The organism is Pseudomonas sp. SCB32 (assembly GCF_009189165.1).
In the GTDB taxonomy this organism is placed as follows: domain Bacteria; phylum Pseudomonadota; class Gammaproteobacteria; order Pseudomonadales; family Pseudomonadaceae; genus Pseudomonas.
Genome location: NZ_CP045118.1, coordinates 648,095 through 663,811 on the forward strand (window position 1 = coordinate 648,095; position 15,717 = coordinate 663,811).

Genomic DNA, 15,717 nt, shown 5'->3' on the forward strand with positions numbered 1-15,717 from the left:
GCTGCTCATGTCCGAACCGACGCCGCCCGAGAGCTCCGTCACGCCCACCTCTGCCGCTCCGCCTCGCACGGCACGACGCCGACCGCTGGCTCGGCATCCCCTCCTGCGTCAGTGGCGCCGCAGCCTGGCCTTCTGGGTCGGCGCCCTGCTGATCGGTCTGGTGGCGCTGGCTTTCGCTCACCTGGCGGACCTGGCCAGCGCGACATTCCGCGCGGTGGTTGCGCACAGTCAGTGGTGGCCCTGGCTGATCTGTCCGGTCGGCTTCGCAGGACTGGTGTGGCTGACCCAGGGGGCGCTGAAGAACACCCGCGGCAGCGGTATTCCCCAGGTGATAGTTGCCCTGGAGCAGCGCAGCAGCCGCGCCCGCAATGCCTTGCTGTCGCTGCGGATCGCCGTGGGCAAGCTGCTCATGACCTTGCTGGCGCTGCTGGTGGGCGCCTCGGCAGGGCGCGAGGGGCCGACCGTGCACATTGGCGCGGCGCTGATGTATTCCTTCGGCCGCCGACTGGGGCTGTATGGCAAGCGTACGGTCACGGGGCTGATCATCGCCGGCGGTGCGGCGGGAATCGCGGCGGCCTTCAATACGCCACTGGGTGGCGTGGTATTCGCCATCGAAGAGATGAGCCGTACCTTCGAGCAGCGCTTCAGCGGGCTGGTGCTCACCGCGGTGCTGCTGGGCGGCATGGTGACCCTCGGCCTGATGGGCAGCTACAGCTACTTCGGGCGGCTTTCCGAAAGCATGCCACTGGGGCCGGCCTGGATCGCAGTGGCGGCCTGCGGTCTGCTCGGAGGACTGCTCGGCGGCCTCTACTGCCGGCTGGTCCTGCCGACCCGGCATGGCCCGTTGAGCTTCATCAGTCGCTGGCGCGGGCGCTGGCCGATTCGCTTCGCTGCTGTCTGCGGCCTGCTGCTGGCGCTGCTCGGCCTGCTCTCGGGGCAGCATGTGTTCGGCACCGGCTATGCGGAGACCCGCTCGATCCTGGAAGGCCAGCCGGTGGTGGGGCATGACTTCCTGCTGTGGAAGTTCATCGCCAACGTGATCTCCTTTATCGCCGGGATTCCCGGCGGCCTGTTCTCGCCATCGCTCACCGTCGGCGCCAGCCTGGCGCCCTGGCTGACGCCGCTGATCCCAGGCGCGAGCCTTTCTGCGGTGGGATTGCTGGGAATGTCCGCCTACCTCGCCGGTGTAACGCGTACCCCGCTGACTGCGACGGTGATCACCGTCGAGATGTCCCACAGCCCGGACATGATGATCCCCATCCTCGCCGCCACGCTGCTGGCGAGTGGCGTTTCGGCGCGCCTGAACCCGCTGCCCATCTACCACGCGCTGGCTCGGCAGATGCAGGAAACCCTGACGCCGACCAAAGGGTCCCAAACCTAGGCATATTCGCTCTGTTCAGTCCGGGCAGCGGCTCATATCATGGTCGCCCCTGAATTTGGCCCCATAGGTGGAGTGACAGGCAGATGATCAAGGTCGGTATCGTAGGCGGTACGGGTTATACGGGCGTGGAACTGCTGCGCCTGCTGGCACAGCATCCCCAGGCGCGCGTCGAGGTGATTACCTCGCGTTCCGAGGAGGGCGTGAAAGTCGCCGATATGTACCCGAACCTGCGAGGCCACTATGACGGCCTGGCCTTCAGCGTGCCGGACGTGAAGCGTCTGGGCGACTGCGACGTGGTGTTCTTCGCCACCCCGCACGGCGTAGCCCACGCCCTGGCAGGCGAACTGCTGGCGACCGGCACCCGGGTGATCGACCTGTCCGCCGACTTCCGCCTGCAGGATGCCGAGGAATGGGCCAAGTGGTACGGCCAGCCCCATGGCGCGCCGGAATTGCTGCCCGAAGCCGTCTACGGCCTGCCGGAAGTCAATCGCGAGGCCATCAAGTCCGCGCGCCTGATCGCCGTGCCCGGCTGCTACCCGACCGCCACTCAGCTCGGCTTCATCCCGCTGCTGGAAAACGGCCTGGCCGACACCAGCCAGCTGATTGCCGACTGCAAGTCCGGCGTCAGTGGTGCCGGTCGTGGCGCCAAGGTCGGCTCGCTGTTCTGCGAGGCTGGTGAGAGCATGATGGCCTACTCGGTCAAGGGACACCGTCACCTGCCGGAGATCAGCCAGGGCCTGCGCCGCGCCGCGAAAGGCGATGTCGGCCTGACCTTCGTGCCACACCTGACCCCGATGATCCGTGGCATTCACGCAACCCTGTATGCGCGCGTGGCCGACCGTGGCGTCGATCTGCAGAAGCTCTATGAAGAGCGCTATGCAAGCGAGCCGTTCGTCGACGTGATGCCGGCCGGTAGCCATCCGGAAACCCGCAGCGTGCGTGGCGCCAACGTTTGCCGCATCGCCGTGCACCGTCCGCAGGGTGGCGACCTGGTAGTCATCCTGTCGGTCATCGACAACCTGGTGAAGGGCGCATCCGGCCAGGCGATCCAGAACATGAACATCCTGTTCGGTCTGGACGAGCACATGGGTCTGTCCAACGTAGCGTTGCTGCCGTAAGGACAGACTGCCCCGGGATGCGGCCAATTGATCTGGACCAATGGATGAGTCGGATTAGTTGACCGTTTTTCTGGGGTAAGCGGATAATAGCCCGCAATGTTGTAACGTACGGCTCCGGCCGGGAGAGTTGTCACCATGACCATCGAAACCTTCACCCCCACTCCGCTGGTGTTTTCCCTCGGCGCTGCGACCAAGGTGAAGAACCTGATCGACGAAGAAGGCAATCCGCGTCTGAAATTGCGGGTGTTCGTCACGGGCGGTGGCTGCTCGGGCTTCCAGTACGGATTCACCTTCGATGAAGACACCGCGGACGACGACACCATCGTCGAGCGCGACGGGGTCAGTCTCGTGGTCGATCCGATGAGCTTCCAGTACCTTGCCGGTGCGGAAGTGGACTATCAGGAAGGCCTCGAAGGTTCGCGGTTCGTCATCAAGAACCCGAACGCAGCGACTACCTGTGGTTGCGGCCAGTCCTTCTCGATCTGACGCCGTAGTTATGAAAACGCCGCGCAATTGCGCGGCGTTTTTGTTTGTGCAACGTGCTCAGGCAGGGTAGAGCGCGCCGAGGATACGTAGTCCCTGGGCAGCGGTGACCTCCGGGCAATTGCCCGGCAGGCGCTCCAGGAATCGATGGGCCAGCCAGGCAAAGGCCATGGCTTCCATCCATTCCGGCGGCACGCCGCGATCGAGACTGCTGATGACGCTGGCGCCGGGCATATGTACGGCGAGGCGCTGCATCAACGTGGTATTGAAGGCTCCGCCACCACAGACCACGACTTCCTGGCAGCCGGGCTGCGCGTCCAGCACTGAAGCCGCGATGCTGTGGGTGGTGAGCTCCAGCAGGGTTGCCTGCACGTCTTCGGCCTTTACCGGGCCGTGCTTGGCCAGAATCGAGGTCAGCCAGTTCAGGTTGAAGCGCTCGCGGCCAGTGCTCTTCGGCCCCTTGGCGGCAAAGAAGTCGTTCGCCAGCATCTCCTGCAGAAAGGTCGAGTCGATACTGCCGCTGGCTGCCCATGCGCCGTCGCGGTCATAGGCTTCGCCGCGCTGCTCCTGAATCCAGGCATCCAGCAACACATTGCCAGGACCACAGTCGAATCCGCGAACAGGCTTGCCGGGGCTCAATAGCGACACATTGCTGAATCCGCCGATATTGAGGATCGCGCATTCGCGGCTATCCCGGCCGAACAGCGCCTGGTGGAAGGCCGGAACCAGCGGCGCGCCCTGGCCGCCAGCGGCGACGTCGCGGCGTCGGAAGTCGGCTATTACATCGATGCCGGTCAGTTCGGCGAGCAGCGCTGGATTACCGATCTGTACGGTGAAGCCCAGGTGTGGCTCATGGCGGATGGTCTGGCCGTGGCTGCCGATGGCGCGAATCTCACTGGCGTCCAGATTTTCGCGGGCCAGGAGTTCGTTGATGCCTTGGGCCGCCAGGCGCACCCAGCTGTTTTCCGCAAGGGCGGAGCGGGCGACTTCGTCAGGACCGGAGGAGCAGAGTGCCAGGAGGTCGGCGCGAAGCGTCGCTGGCATCGGAAGATAGTGGGAGGCGAGCAGGGTAGTCTGCTCGCCTTGCTCGATCAGGGCGATGTCCAGTCCGTCGAGACTGGTGCCGGACATCACCCCCAGATAGAGCGGCATGACTCAGCGCTTGTTCAGGGCCAGGAAGGTTGCCTTCTCCTGGTCCATGCGAGCCATCAGAGGCTGGGTCTGTGCCATGAAACGCTTGCGCTCGGGGCCATTGAGCGGGTCGGCCATCGGCAGCTTGGCGCTCAGCGGGTCGACATGCTGGCCGTTGACCTGGAACTCGTAATGCAGGTGCGGGCCGGTGGCCAGGCCGGTCATGCCGACGTAGCCGATGATCTGCCCCTGCTTCACGGCGACGCCGGAGCGGATGCCCTTGGCGAAGCGGCTCATGTGGCCGTAGACGGTGCGGTAGCTCTGGCCGTGCTGGATGACTACGGCATTGCCGTAGCCACCTTTGCGCCCGGCTTCGAGGATCTTGCCGTCACCGGTGGCCTTGATCGGTGTGCCGATGGGCGCCGCGTAGTCCACACCCTTGTGTGCACGAATCTTGTTCAGGATGGGATGGAAACGCCCCATCGAGAAGCGCGAACTGATGCGGGCGAAGTCCACCGGGGTGCGGATGAACGCTTTGCGCATGCTGGTGCCGTCAGCACGGAAGTAGCTGGTGTTGCCCTGCTTGGTGGTGTAGCGGACTGCCGTGTATTCCTTGCCGCGGTTGATGAAGCGGGCTGCCAGGATACCGCCGGTGCTGACCTGCTTGCCGTTCACCTGCTGGGATTCGTAGATCACATCGAACTGGTCGCCTTCGCGAAGATCGAGGGCGAAGTCGACGTCATAGCCGAAGATCTTCGACAGCGACATGATCAGGTCGTGGGACAGGCCCGCGCTCTTGCCGGCGGCGAACAGCGAGCTGTCGATCCGGCCGTGGGCGTAGTTGGCGTGGACCGACGGCTTGACCAGGTCGCGCTTGAAGTCATAGCCCTTGGCGGACTTGCTCAGGCTGATGGTCTCCATGTCATTGCGCTTGACCTTGAGGCCCTGCAGGCCGCCCTTGGCGTCAATGAGGAAATCCACGTCCTGGCCGACATCGAGACGAGTGAACTGCTTGGCGTCCTTGTTGGCGGCAAGCATGTCGTGCACGGCGTTCGCCGGCAGGCCGGCCTTCGCGAACACGTTGGAAAGAGTGTCGCCCTTGCCCACTGTCACGCTCTTCCACGCAGGTTCTGCGGATGCGGAGGGGGAGGGGTGTTTGCTCGAGTCGGCGAGATCGTTCTTCTTGTCCGCGTCTTTTCCGGCGCTGTTCTGGTTATCGGACGAATCTTCTATCTGTGCAAAGGGCGAAGAGCCGTCGTCTTCCGTGACCGGATTGGGTCGCAGATCGTCTTTTTCCTGAATGATGCGGTCGGTACCGCTCTCCAGCTCCAGATTGAGCGTGGTCTTCTTCGCCTCGACCTCGGCCGAGGGGAACACCAGCAGAGCCAGGCTGAGGAGCGCTGCTACACCGCTTGCGGCCAGCAGATGGCTCTTCGGGTAGTACGGCGCTTTCTGATCGGATTGCGTCATGGCGTGAGTGGTGTTTTTGGAATGTGAAATAACTGCCTAAAATATAACCAAATTCCTTCAGAGGCAACCCTGCTGACGGGCTTCTGACGTCCTGACCTCTGGCGCCGGGCAAAACTTGTTTTTAGTGTCTGTTCTTGTATCGTTGGTTCCCTTTCGAAAATCGCAACGTACAGGAAACTGCAATGAAGTCGGTCCAAGAGCAGCTGGCGCTGATCAAGCGCGGAGCGGACGAAATTCTCGTGGAGGCCGAGCTGGTCGCCAAGCTCGAGCGCGGCCAGCCCCTGCGTATCAAGGCCGGCTTCGACCCGACCGCCCCCGACCTGCATCTCGGTCACACCGTTCTTATTAATAAGCTGCGCCAGTTCCAGGATCTGGGGCATCAGGTGATCTTCCTGATCGGCGACTTCACTGGGATGATCGGTGACCCCAGCGGGAAAAGTGTTACCCGTCCTCCCCTTACTCGCGAGCAGGTTCTCGAGAACGCCGAGACCTACAAGACCCAGGTTTTCAAGATCCTTGATCCTGCGAAGACCGAAGTAGCCTTCAATTCCACCTGGATGGACCAGCTTTCTCCGGCTGACTTCATTCGTCTGGCTTCCCAGTACACCGTTGCCCGCATGCTGGAACGCGATGATTTCAGCAAGCGCTATGCCAGCAATCAGTCCATCGCGATTCACGAGTTCCTCTATCCGCTGGTTCAGGGTTACGACTCGGTCGCCCTGCGTGCAGACGTCGAGCTCGGCGGCACTGACCAGAAGTTCAACCTGCTGATGGGACGTGAGCTTCAGCGCGCCTATGACCAAGAGCCGCAGTGCATCCTGACCATGCCGCTGCTCGAAGGTCTGGACGGCGTGAAGAAAATGTCCAAGTCCCTGGGTAACTACATCGGTATCCAGGAGGCGCCGGGCGTCATGTTCAGCAAGCTGGTCTCCATCCCGGACACTCTGATGTGGCGTTACTTCGAGCTGCTCAGCTTCCGCTCCATGGAAGAGATCGAGGGCTTCAAGATGGACGTCGATGCTGGTGCCAACCCGCGCGACATCAAGATCAAGCTGGCCGAAGAGATCGTCGCCCGCTTCCATGGCGAAGAGGCGGCTGCCTCCGCGCACAAGTCCGCAGGCAATCGCCTGAAAGAGGGTGAGCTGCCGGAAGACCTGCCAGAGGTGGAAGTGGCGGCTGCGGAAGATCTGCCCATTGGTGCTGTCCTTAATAAAGCGGGCCTGGTGAAGAACTCTGCTGTTGCTCGCGATCTGCTGTCTTCCAGCGGTGTACGTGTGGATGGTGAGGTTGTGGATCGCAGCTTCGTCTTCAAGCTGGGGGCAACCCACGTCCTGCAGGCTGGCAAGAAGGCTTTCGCTCGCGTCTCCCTGGTCGCCGAGTAAAGAAAGTTAAAAGAAGCCGTTGACGGGGATTTTTAAGTCCCTATAATGCGCACCACTCCCAGCGACGAAGCGCTGAAAGAACTTGAAAATCAAGTACTTACAGAGATTTTGAGTTGAGGGTGGTGATCGGGCAGGTGATTCACTTGCCGCTTTCCATTGGCTGCTCCGGCAGCGAGCTGAAAGGAAGATCGCCGAGGTGCTTGACAGTGAGTTTGATCGCTGTAGAATGCGCCTCCCGCTGGCGAGAAGGCTTCCTTCTCCGAGGCGCAAGCGATTGAGTAGAAAAGAAATTTTCGAAAAATAAAGCTTGACGGAAGATGAGGTTAGCGTAGAATGCGCGCCTCGGTTGAGACGAAAGCCTTAACCAACTGCTCTTTAACAAGTCGAATCAAGCAATTCGTGTGGGTGCTTGTGATGTAAGACTGATGATCGACTGATTATCAGCAGCGCAAGTAACACTCGTGAATTCGAGAGTTTTAGCTCTTTAAATAGAGCATGCGATTGCTGAGCCAAGTTTAGGGTTTTCTCAAAACCCAAGCAGTATTGAACTGAAGAGTTTGATCATGGCTCAGATTGAACGCTGGCGGCAGGCCTAACACATGCAAGTCGAGCGGATGATGGGAGCTTGCTCCCGGATTCAGCGGCGGACGGGTGAGTAATGCCTAGGAATCTGCCTGGTAGTGGGGGACAACGTTTCGAAAGGAACGCTAATACCGCATACGTCCTACGGGAGAAAGCAGGGGACCTTCGGGCCTTGCGCTATCAGATGAGCCTAGGTCGGATTAGCTAGTTGGTGGGGTAAAGGCCTACCAAGGCGACGATCCGTAACTGGTCTGAGAGGATGATCAGTCACACTGGAACTGAGACACGGTCCAGACTCCTACGGGAGGCAGCAGTGGGGAATATTGGACAATGGGCGAAAGCCTGATCCAGCCATGCCGCGTGTGTGAAGAAGGTCTTCGGATTGTAAAGCACTTTAAGTTGGGAGGAAGGGCAGTAAGTTAATACCTTGCTGTTTTGACGTTACCAACAGAATAAGCACCGGCTAACTTCGTGCCAGCAGCCGCGGTAATACGAAGGGTGCAAGCGTTAATCGGAATTACTGGGCGTAAAGCGCGCGTAGGTGGTTTGGTAAGATGGATGTGAAATCCCCGGGCTCAACCTGGGAACTGCATCCATAACTGCCTGACTAGAGTACGGTAGAGGGTGGTGGAATTTCCTGTGTAGCGGTGAAATGCGTAGATATAGGAAGGAACACCAGTGGCGAAGGCGACCACCTGGACTGATACTGACACTGAGGTGCGAAAGCGTGGGGAGCAAACAGGATTAGATACCCTGGTAGTCCACGCCGTAAACGATGTCGACTAGCCGTTGGGATCCTTGAGATCTTAGTGGCGCAGCTAACGCGATAAGTCGACCGCCTGGGGAGTACGGCCGCAAGGTTAAAACTCAAATGAATTGACGGGGGCCCGCACAAGCGGTGGAGCATGTGGTTTAATTCGAAGCAACGCGAAGAACCTTACCTGGCCTTGACATGTCCGGAATCTTGCAGAGATGCGAGAGTGCCTTCGGGAATCGGAACACAGGTGCTGCATGGCTGTCGTCAGCTCGTGTCGTGAGATGTTGGGTTAAGTCCCGTAACGAGCGCAACCCTTGTCCTTAGTTACCAGCACGTTATGGTGGGCACTCTAAGGAGACTGCCGGTGACAAACCGGAGGAAGGTGGGGATGACGTCAAGTCATCATGGCCCTTACGGCCAGGGCTACACACGTGCTACAATGGTCGGTACAGAGGGTTGCCAAGCCGCGAGGTGGAGCTAATCCCATAAAACCGATCGTAGTCCGGATCGCAGTCTGCAACTCGACTGCGTGAAGTCGGAATCGCTAGTAATCGTGAATCAGAATGTCACGGTGAATACGTTCCCGGGCCTTGTACACACCGCCCGTCACACCATGGGAGTGGGTTGCTCCAGAAGTAGCTAGTCTAACCGCAAGGGGGACGGTTACCACGGAGTGATTCATGACTGGGGTGAAGTCGTAACAAGGTAGCCGTAGGGGAACCTGCGGCTGGATCACCTCCTTAATCGAAGATCGCAGCTTCTTCATAAGCTCCCACACGAATTGCTTGATTCACTGGTTAGACGATAGGTTTGCTGCTCGGTTGGTTTGAGCGCGCCCCCGGCTCTTGGATAGAGAGCGGGTGAGGTCGACAAGCTGGCAAAGCCCGAACGATTGGGTCTGTAGCTCAGTTGGTTAGAGCGCACCCCTGATAAGGGTGAGGTCGGCAGTTCGAATCTGCCCAGACCCACCAATTGTTGTGGTGTGCTGCTGATCCGATACGGGGCCATAGCTCAGCTGGGAGAGCGCCTGCTTTGCACGCAGGAGGTCAGGAGTTCGATCCTCCTTGGCTCCACCATTAAAAATCGTCGAAAGCTCAGACATGAATGTTCAGGATGAACGAACATTGATGTCTGGTCTTTGTGCCAGAACTGTTCTTTAAAAATTTGGGTATGTGATAGAAGTAGACTGAATAATCTCTTTCACTGGTGATTATTCAAGTCAAGGTAAAATTTGCGAGTTCAAGCGCGAATTTTCGGCGAATGTCGTCTTCACGTTCGAGACAATAACCAGATTGCTTGGGGTTATATGGTCAAGTGAAGAAGCGCATACGGTGGATGCCTTGGCAGTCAGAGGCGATGAAAGACGTGGTAGCCTGCGATAAGCTTCGGGGAGTCGGCAAACAGACTTTGATCCGGAGATCTCTGAATGGGGAAACCCACCCGAGATAACTCGGGTATCTTGTACTGAATACATAGGTGCAAGAGGCGAACCAGGGGAACTGAAACATCTAAGTACCCTGAGGAAAAGAAATCAACCGAGATTCCCTTAGTAGTGGCGAGCGAACGGGGACTAGCCCTTAAGCTTCTTTGAATCTAACAGAACGCTCTGGAAAGTGCGGCCATAGTGGGTGATAGCCCCGTATGTGAAAGGTTCTTTGAAGTGAAATCGAGTAGGACGGAGCACGAGAAACTTTGTCTGAATATGGGGGGACCATCCTCCAAGGCTAAATACTACTGACTGACCGATAGTGAACCAGTACCGTGAGGGAAAGGCGAAAAGAACCCCGGAGAGGGGAGTGAAATAGAACCTGAAACCGTATGCGTACAAGCAGTGGGAGCCTACTTTGTTAGGTGACTGCGTACCTTTTGTATAATGGGTCAGCGACTTATATTCAGTGGCGAGCTTAACCGTATAGGGAAGGCGTAGCGAAAGCGAGTCTTAATAGGGCGTTTTAGTCGCTGGGTATAGACCCGAAACCGGGCGATCTATCCATGAGCAGGTTGAAGGTTAGGTAACACTGACTGGAGGACCGAACCCACTCCCGTTGAAAAGGTAGGGGATGACTTGTGGATCGGAGTGAAAGGCTAATCAAGCTCGGAGATAGCTGGTTCTCCTCGAAAGCTATTTAGGTAGCGCCTCACGTATCACTCCAGGGGGTAGAGCACTGTTTCGGCTAGGGGGTCATCCCGACTTACCAAACCGATGCAAACTCCGAATACCTGGAAGTGTCAGCGTGGGAGACACACGGCGGGTGCTAACGTCCGTCGTGAAAAGGGAAACAACCCAGACCGTCAGCTAAGGTCCCAAAGTTATGGTTAAGTGGTAAACGATGTGGGAAGGCTTAGACAGCTAGGAGGTTGGCTTAGAAGCAGCCACCCTTTAAAGAAAGCGTAATAGCTCACTAGTCGAGTCGGCCTGCGCGGAAGATGTAACGGGGCTCAAACCATACACCGAAGCTACGGGTGCATCGCAAGATGCGCGGTAGAGGAGCGTTCTGTAAGCCTGTGAAGGTGAGTTGAGAAGCTTGCTGGAGGTATCAGAAGTGCGAATGCTGACATGAGTAACGACAATGGGAGTGAAAAACTCCCACGCCGAAAGACCAAGGGTTCCTGCGCAACGTTAATCGACGCAGGGTTAGTCGGTCCCTAAGGCGAGGCTGAAGAGCGTAGTCGATGGGAAACAGGTTAATATTCCTGTACTTCTAGTTACTGCGATGGAGGGACGGAGAAGGCTAGGCCAGCTTGGCGTTGGTTGTCCAAGTTTAAGGTGGTAGGCCGAACACTTAGGCAAATCCGGGTGTTCAAGGCCGAGAGCTGATGACGAGTCGTCTTTTAGACGATGAAGTGGTTGATGCCATGCTTCCAGGAAAAGCTTCTAAGCTTCAGGTAACTAGGAACCGTACCCCAAACCGACACAGGTGGTTGGGTAGAGAATACCAAGGCGCTTGAGAGAACTCGGGTGAAGGAACTAGGCAAAATGGCACCGTAACTTCGGGAGAAGGTGCGCCGATGAGGGTGAAGCATTTACTGCGTAAGCCCATGTCGGTCGAAGATACCAGGCCGCTGCGACTGTTTATTAAAAACACAGCACTCTGCAAACACGAAAGTGGACGTATAGGGTGTGACGCCTGCCCGGTGCCGGAAGGTTAATTGATGGGGTTAGCGAAAGCGAAGCTCTTGATCGAAGCCCCGGTAAACGGCGGCCGTAACTATAACGGTCCTAAGGTAGCGAAATTCCTTGTCGGGTAAGTTCCGACCTGCACGAATGGCGTAACGATGGCGGCGCTGTCTCCACCCGAGACTCAGTGAAATTGAAATCGCTGTGAAGATGCAGTGTATCCGCGGCTAGACGGAAAGACCCCGTGAACCTTTACTGTAGCTTTGCACTGGACTTTGAGCCTGCTTGTGTAGGATAGGTGGGAGGCTTTGAAGCGTGGACGCCAGTCTGCGTGGAGCCAACCTTGAAATACCACCCTGGCATGCTTGAGGTTCTAACTCTGGTCCGTTATCCGGATCGAGGACAGTGTATGGTGGGCAGTTTGACTGGGGCGGTCTCCTCCTAAAGAGTAACGGAGGAGTACGAAGGTGCGCTCAGACCGGTCGGAAATCGGTCGTAGAGTATAAAGGCAAAAGCGCGCTTGACTGCGAGACAGACACGTCGAGCAGGTACGAAAGTAGGTCTTAGTGATCCGGTGGTTCTGTATGGAAGGGCCATCGCTCAACGGATAAAAGGTACTCCGGGGATAACAGGCTGATACCGCCCAAGAGTTCATATCGACGGCGGTGTTTGGCACCTCGATGTCGGCTCATCACATCCTGGGGCTGAAGCCGGTCCCAAGGGTATGGCTGTTCGCCATTTAAAGTGGTACGCGAGCTGGGTTTAGAACGTCGTGAGACAGTTCGGTCCCTATCTGCCGTGGACGTTTGAGATTTGAGAGGGGCTGCTCCTAGTACGAGAGGACCGGAGTGGACGAACCTCTGGTGTTCCGGTTGTCACGCCAGTGGCATTGCCGGGTAGCTATGTTCGGAATAGATAACCGCTGAAAGCATCTAAGCGGGAAACTAGCCTCAAGATGAGATCTCACTGGGAACTTGATTCCCCTAAAGGGCCGTCGAAGACTACGACGTTGATAGGTCGGGTGTGTAAGCGCTGTGAGGCGTTGAGCTAACCGATACTAATTGCCCGTGAGGCTTGACCATATAACACCCAAACAATTTGTGTGTTGTACGGTGAAGACGTAACGAACCGAAAGTTCGTGTGAACCGCAAATTACCTGTCACATACCCGAATTCGGATGAGCGTGAGCGCAAGCCACGAGCGTCCTAAAGAATTGCTTGACGACCATAGAGCGTTGGAACCACCTGATCCCATCCCGAACTCAGCAGTGAAACGACGCATCGCCGATGGTAGTGTGGGGTTTCCCCATGTGAGAGTAGGTCATCGTCAAGCTCCTATCCCAAGACCCCTGGTCAGCATCGCTGGCCGGGGGTTTCGCTTTTGCGCGCGGGAAAGCCGGTGCTTTGCTGCATAGGCAAGGCCGGCATGCCTCTATATGATGCGTGCCTGAATATTGCGGGGGTGATATGCAGACCTTGCTTACATTGCTGAGCGATGGCCGCTTCCATTCGGGAGAGGAGCTCGGTGCTCTGCTTGGCGTGAGCCGGAGTGCCGTCTGGAAACGCCTCGAAGGTTTCGAGCGCGACTACGGGATGGTCGTGCAGAGAGTGCGCGGCCGTGGCTATCGCCTGGAAGAGCCGCTGAGCATCATTGCGCCCCGGCCGGATTCCGGCCCCTGGCCGTTGGATGTGCTCTTTTCCATCGACTCCACCAATGCGGAAGTGCTGCGGAGACTATCCGCCGGCGCAGTTGCGCCGTTCGCCATCCTGGCCGAGCGACAGACCGCTGGCCGCGGCCGGCGCGGGCGTCAGTGGGAAAGTCCGTTCGGCGCCAACCTTTATTACACCCTGGGTATTGCCGTCCGCGGCGGCGCGAAAGAGCTCGAAGGGCTGAGCCTTGTCGTGGGGCTCGCTGTTGCGCGGGCGATTCGTGCCTTGGGTGTGGTCGATGTTGGGCTCAAGTGGCCCAACGACATCCTGGTCGCTGGCAAGAAGATCGCTGGCATATTGCTGGAGCTCACCGGAGATCCGGCAGATATCTGCAGCGTGGCCATTGGTATCGGCATCAATGTGAACATGCGCAAGGCTGAGGCTATCGATCAGCCCTGGACGTCGCTGCGCGAAGCGCTGGGCGTGCTGGTTGATCGCAACGCGTTGCTCGCGGCGCTGGAGTCGGAGCTTGCCCAGGTGCTTTCCCGTCATCGCGAGCATGGCTTCACCGCCAGCCTCGCGGAGTGGGAGTCTCTTCATTTATGGCAGGGGAAGCAGGTCACGCTATCCACTGCCGCCAATAATATCGTTGGGCGCGCGTTGGGCATCGATGAGCGAGGCGCTTTGCGCCTTCTGGTCGATGGGCAGGAGCAGCGTTACAGCGGAGGCGAGCTGAGCCTGAGGTTGTCTGATGATTCTTGAGTTGGATTGCGGTAATAGCCTGATCAAGTGGCGTGTGGTCAGAAAACATGACCTGGTGACTGTCGCAGGGGGCGTTGCCGACTCCGATCCGGCGCTGCTCGCGCAACTGCAGACGAACGGCGCCCTTGATATTCGTTATTGCCGCATGGTGAGTGTGCGCAGTGAGCAGGAAACCGATGCGCTGCGCAGTGCTCTCGAAAGTGCGTTTCCCGTCTCCGTGCAGATTGCCGCACCGGCAATGGAGCTCAGTGGTGTGGTCAACGGCTACCGCGAGTACCAGCGTCTCGGCATGGATCGCTGGCTCGCGCTGGTGGCTGGGCACTGTCTGGCGGGGCGCGGTTGTCTGGTGATCGATCTGGGTACCGCGGTGACGTCCGATCTGGTGGACGCTTCCGGGCGTCATATGGGTGGTTACATTGCCCCTGGCATGCCCCTGATGCGCAGCCAGTTGCGGACCCATACGCGCCGTATTCGCTATGACGATGAGGCGGCTCACGAGGCTTTGCAGAATCTGCTGCCGGGCCAGGAAACCTCAGAGGCGGTCGAGCGGGGCTGTGTCCTGATGCTGCGCGGCTTCGTTCGCGAGCAGTGCACATTGGCCAATCGCCTGTTGGGTGAAGAGTGTGCGGTATACCTCACTGGGGGCGACGCGGAGTTGGTGAAGGATGAAATTCCGCGCGCTGTGGTTCTGCCGGATCTTGTGTTTCTTGGCCTGGCGCTCGCCTGTCCGATTGAGTGAGTCTGATCGATGCGTTGGTTCTTCCTGTTCCTGCTGGCCCTGAACGTCTTCTACTACGTCTGGCATCAGCAGCAGACGCCGCTCCGTCCAAAGGAAGTGGCGCCTCTCAGTCTATTCCATAGTGAGCAGAAGAATATCCGCCTGCTAAGTGAGTCGAGTGAGGCCCCTCAGCGCCGTCAGGCCGAAGAAAAACCGGCAGCCCCGACGGCGGTCTGCCTGTTCCTGGGAAGCTTTCCGGCCGAGGAGCGTGCCCGGCTGCTGACGCAGCGCTTGATCAGCCTGGATGTGCAGGCTTCGGTGCAGACGGTGGACGCGGCCGCCGGCATGGATTACTGGGTGTACCTGCCGCCCCTGGCTTCGCGGCAGGCATCGCTCTGGCAGCTGCGCGAGCTGCAGGCGCGCAAGATCGACAGCTACATCATTACCGAGGGCGATCTCACAGATGGCATCTCCCTGGGGATCTTCCAGCGCAAGGATTCCGCGGACAGCATCGTGGAGCGCCTGAAGGCGGCGGGCTATGAGGCGCTGATCCGTGAATTGGCTCGCTCGCAGCACGATTACTGGGTGCAGGTCACCCCGGAAAGCAGCCGTCTGGTGGACGATTCTCTGGTGCGCCAGCTTGCTTCGGATTTCCCCGAACTGCAAAAACAAACAATGCCGTGCAAAAGCGTTGCAAGCCCTCAATAGTTTGAATAGAATGGCGCCCGCTTCACAGGGGTGACCTGAAAAGGGAAATCACTGGAGCCGTTGTCGAAGAGCTAAGCTCAAGTTTTTTAAAGAAAAACAGTTGACAACGCGGTGGCAGGCTGTAGAATGCCGCCTCACTCGGAGGGGTTCCCGAGCGGCCAAAGGGATCAGACTGTAAATCTGACGTCTCAGACTTCGAAGGTTCGAATCCTTCCCCCTCCACCAGTTTCAAGCGTGAGCCTCAAGCTCCGCGGGTATAGTTCAGTGGTAGAACCTCAGCCTTCCAAGCTGATGATGCGGGTTCGATTCCCGCTACCCGCTCCAAGTTTGGTGCTTATGTCTTGCTCATGTAGCTCAGCTGGTAGAGCACACCCTTGGTAAGGGTGAGGTCAGCGGTTCAAATCCGCTCATGAGCTCCATCTCGCAAAGGCAGATATGAAAATATCTGCCTTTGTTTT

General features: G+C 58.4%; 9 protein-coding genes, 5 tRNA genes and 3 rRNA genes. 15 read left to right on the plus strand and 2 right to left on the minus strand.

Annotated elements, in window-relative coordinates:
• The first annotated feature begins 7 nt into the window (after positions 1-7).
• From GA645_RS03070 to erpA, 3 genes are all read left to right on the plus strand, one after another.
• Entirely contained in the window at positions 8-1,381 is a 1,374-nt protein-coding gene (locus GA645_RS03070; protein WP_372239796.1) for a chloride channel protein, read from the plus strand.
• A gap of 83 nt (positions 1,382-1,464) precedes the next feature.
• Positions 1,465-2,499, plus strand: a complete 1,035-nt coding sequence (gene argC / locus GA645_RS03075) for an N-acetyl-gamma-glutamyl-phosphate reductase (protein ID WP_152219876.1) — start codon at positions 1,465-1,467, stop codon at positions 2,497-2,499.
• A 135-nt stretch (positions 2,500-2,634) separates the two neighbouring features.
• Complete coding sequence (erpA, locus tag GA645_RS03080) at positions 2,635-2,985, plus strand: iron-sulfur cluster insertion protein ErpA (RefSeq protein ID WP_152219878.1); 351 nt, start codon at positions 2,635-2,637, stop codon at positions 2,983-2,985.
• 57 nt (positions 2,986-3,042) lie between these two features.
• Here the strand turns inward: erpA and GA645_RS03085 are convergent, their stop codons facing one another.
• Positions 3,043-4,134, minus strand: a complete 1,092-nt coding sequence (locus GA645_RS03085) for an anhydro-N-acetylmuramic acid kinase (RefSeq protein WP_152219880.1) — start codon at positions 4,132-4,134, stop codon at positions 3,043-3,045.
• A gap of 3 nt (positions 4,135-4,137) precedes the next feature.
• Complete coding sequence (locus tag GA645_RS03090; RefSeq protein ID WP_152219882.1) at positions 4,138-5,583, minus strand: peptidoglycan DD-metalloendopeptidase family protein; 1,446 nt, start codon at positions 5,581-5,583, stop codon at positions 4,138-4,140.
• A gap of 182 nt (positions 5,584-5,765) precedes the next feature.
• Between GA645_RS03090 and tyrS the strand changes: the two genes are divergently transcribed.
• The 12 genes from tyrS (at position 5,766) to GA645_RS03155 (ending at position 15,678) form a co-directional block, all read left to right on the plus strand.
• Positions 5,766-6,965 carry a tyrosine--tRNA ligase gene (gene tyrS / locus GA645_RS03095; RefSeq protein WP_152219883.1) on the plus strand — a complete coding sequence of 400 codons (1,200 nt, stop codon included), beginning with the start codon at positions 5,766-5,768 and terminating at the stop codon, positions 6,963-6,965.
• A gap of 545 nt (positions 6,966-7,510) precedes the next feature.
• Positions 7,511-9,047 (plus strand): 16S ribosomal RNA (locus GA645_RS03105).
• Between the two features lie 151 nt (positions 9,048-9,198).
• Positions 9,199-9,275 (plus strand) — tRNA-Ile (locus GA645_RS03110).
• A 29-nt stretch (positions 9,276-9,304) separates the two neighbouring features.
• Positions 9,305-9,380: transfer RNA gene (locus GA645_RS03115), tRNA-Ala, on the plus strand.
• Between the two features lie 232 nt (positions 9,381-9,612).
• Positions 9,613-12,504: ribosomal RNA gene (locus GA645_RS03120) — 23S ribosomal RNA — on the plus strand.
• Between the two features lie 134 nt (positions 12,505-12,638).
• Positions 12,639-12,754: ribosomal RNA gene (gene rrf / locus GA645_RS03125) — 5S ribosomal RNA — on the plus strand.
• The 16S, 23S and 5S rRNA genes sit together here with 2 tRNA genes alongside, the layout of an rRNA operon.
• A 134-nt stretch (positions 12,755-12,888) precedes the next feature.
• Complete coding sequence (gene birA / locus GA645_RS03130) at positions 12,889-13,833, plus strand: bifunctional biotin--[acetyl-CoA-carboxylase] ligase/biotin operon repressor BirA (RefSeq protein ID WP_152219885.1); 945 nt, start codon at positions 12,889-12,891, stop codon at positions 13,831-13,833.
• Positions 13,823-14,572 carry a pantothenate kinase gene (locus GA645_RS03135; protein ID WP_152219887.1) on the plus strand — a complete coding sequence of 250 codons (750 nt, stop codon included), beginning with the start codon at positions 13,823-13,825 and terminating at the stop codon, positions 14,570-14,572. The genes birA and GA645_RS03135 overlap by 11 nt, the downstream gene beginning before the upstream one ends.
• A 9-nt stretch (positions 14,573-14,581) precedes the next feature.
• Positions 14,582-15,259: an SPOR domain-containing protein gene (locus GA645_RS03140; RefSeq protein ID WP_152219889.1), complete on the plus strand. Its 678-nt coding sequence runs from the start codon at positions 14,582-14,584 to the stop codon at positions 15,257-15,259.
• A gap of 140 nt (positions 15,260-15,399) precedes the next feature.
• Positions 15,400-15,484: transfer RNA gene (locus GA645_RS03145), tRNA-Tyr, on the plus strand.
• Positions 15,485-15,509: 25 nt separating this feature from the next.
• Positions 15,510-15,583 (plus strand) — tRNA-Gly (locus GA645_RS03150).
• Positions 15,584-15,602: 19 nt separating this feature from the next.
• Positions 15,603-15,678: transfer RNA gene (locus GA645_RS03155), tRNA-Thr, on the plus strand.
• Positions 15,679-15,717: the final 39 nt, after the last annotated feature.

Bases quoted from the DNA above. Each gene is read 5' to 3' on its own strand.
- argC (WP_152219876.1), top strand. From the start codon at position 1,465: ATGATCAAGGTCGGTATCGTAGGCGGTACGGGTTATACGGGCGTGGAA.
- GA645_RS03070 (WP_372239796.1), top strand. From the start codon at position 8: ATGTCCGAACCGACGCCGCCCGAGAGCTCCGTCACGCCCACCTCTGCC.
- birA (WP_152219885.1), top strand. From the start codon at position 12,889: ATGCAGACCTTGCTTACATTGCTGAGCGATGGCCGCTTCCATTCGGGA.
- tyrS (WP_152219883.1), top strand. From the start codon at position 5,766: ATGAAGTCGGTCCAAGAGCAGCTGGCGCTGATCAAGCGCGGAGCGGAC.
- GA645_RS03135 (WP_152219887.1), top strand. From the start codon at position 13,823: ATGATTCTTGAGTTGGATTGCGGTAATAGCCTGATCAAGTGGCGTGTG.
- GA645_RS03085 (WP_152219880.1), bottom strand. From the start codon at position 4,134: ATGCCGCTCTATCTGGGGGTGATGTCCGGCACCAGTCTCGACGGACTG.
- GA645_RS03090 (WP_152219882.1), bottom strand. From the start codon at position 5,583: ATGACGCAATCCGATCAGAAAGCGCCGTACTACCCGAAGAGCCATCTG.
- erpA (WP_152219878.1), top strand. From the start codon at position 2,635: ATGACCATCGAAACCTTCACCCCCACTCCGCTGGTGTTTTCCCTCGGC.
- GA645_RS03140 (WP_152219889.1), top strand. From the start codon at position 14,582: ATGCGTTGGTTCTTCCTGTTCCTGCTGGCCCTGAACGTCTTCTACTAC.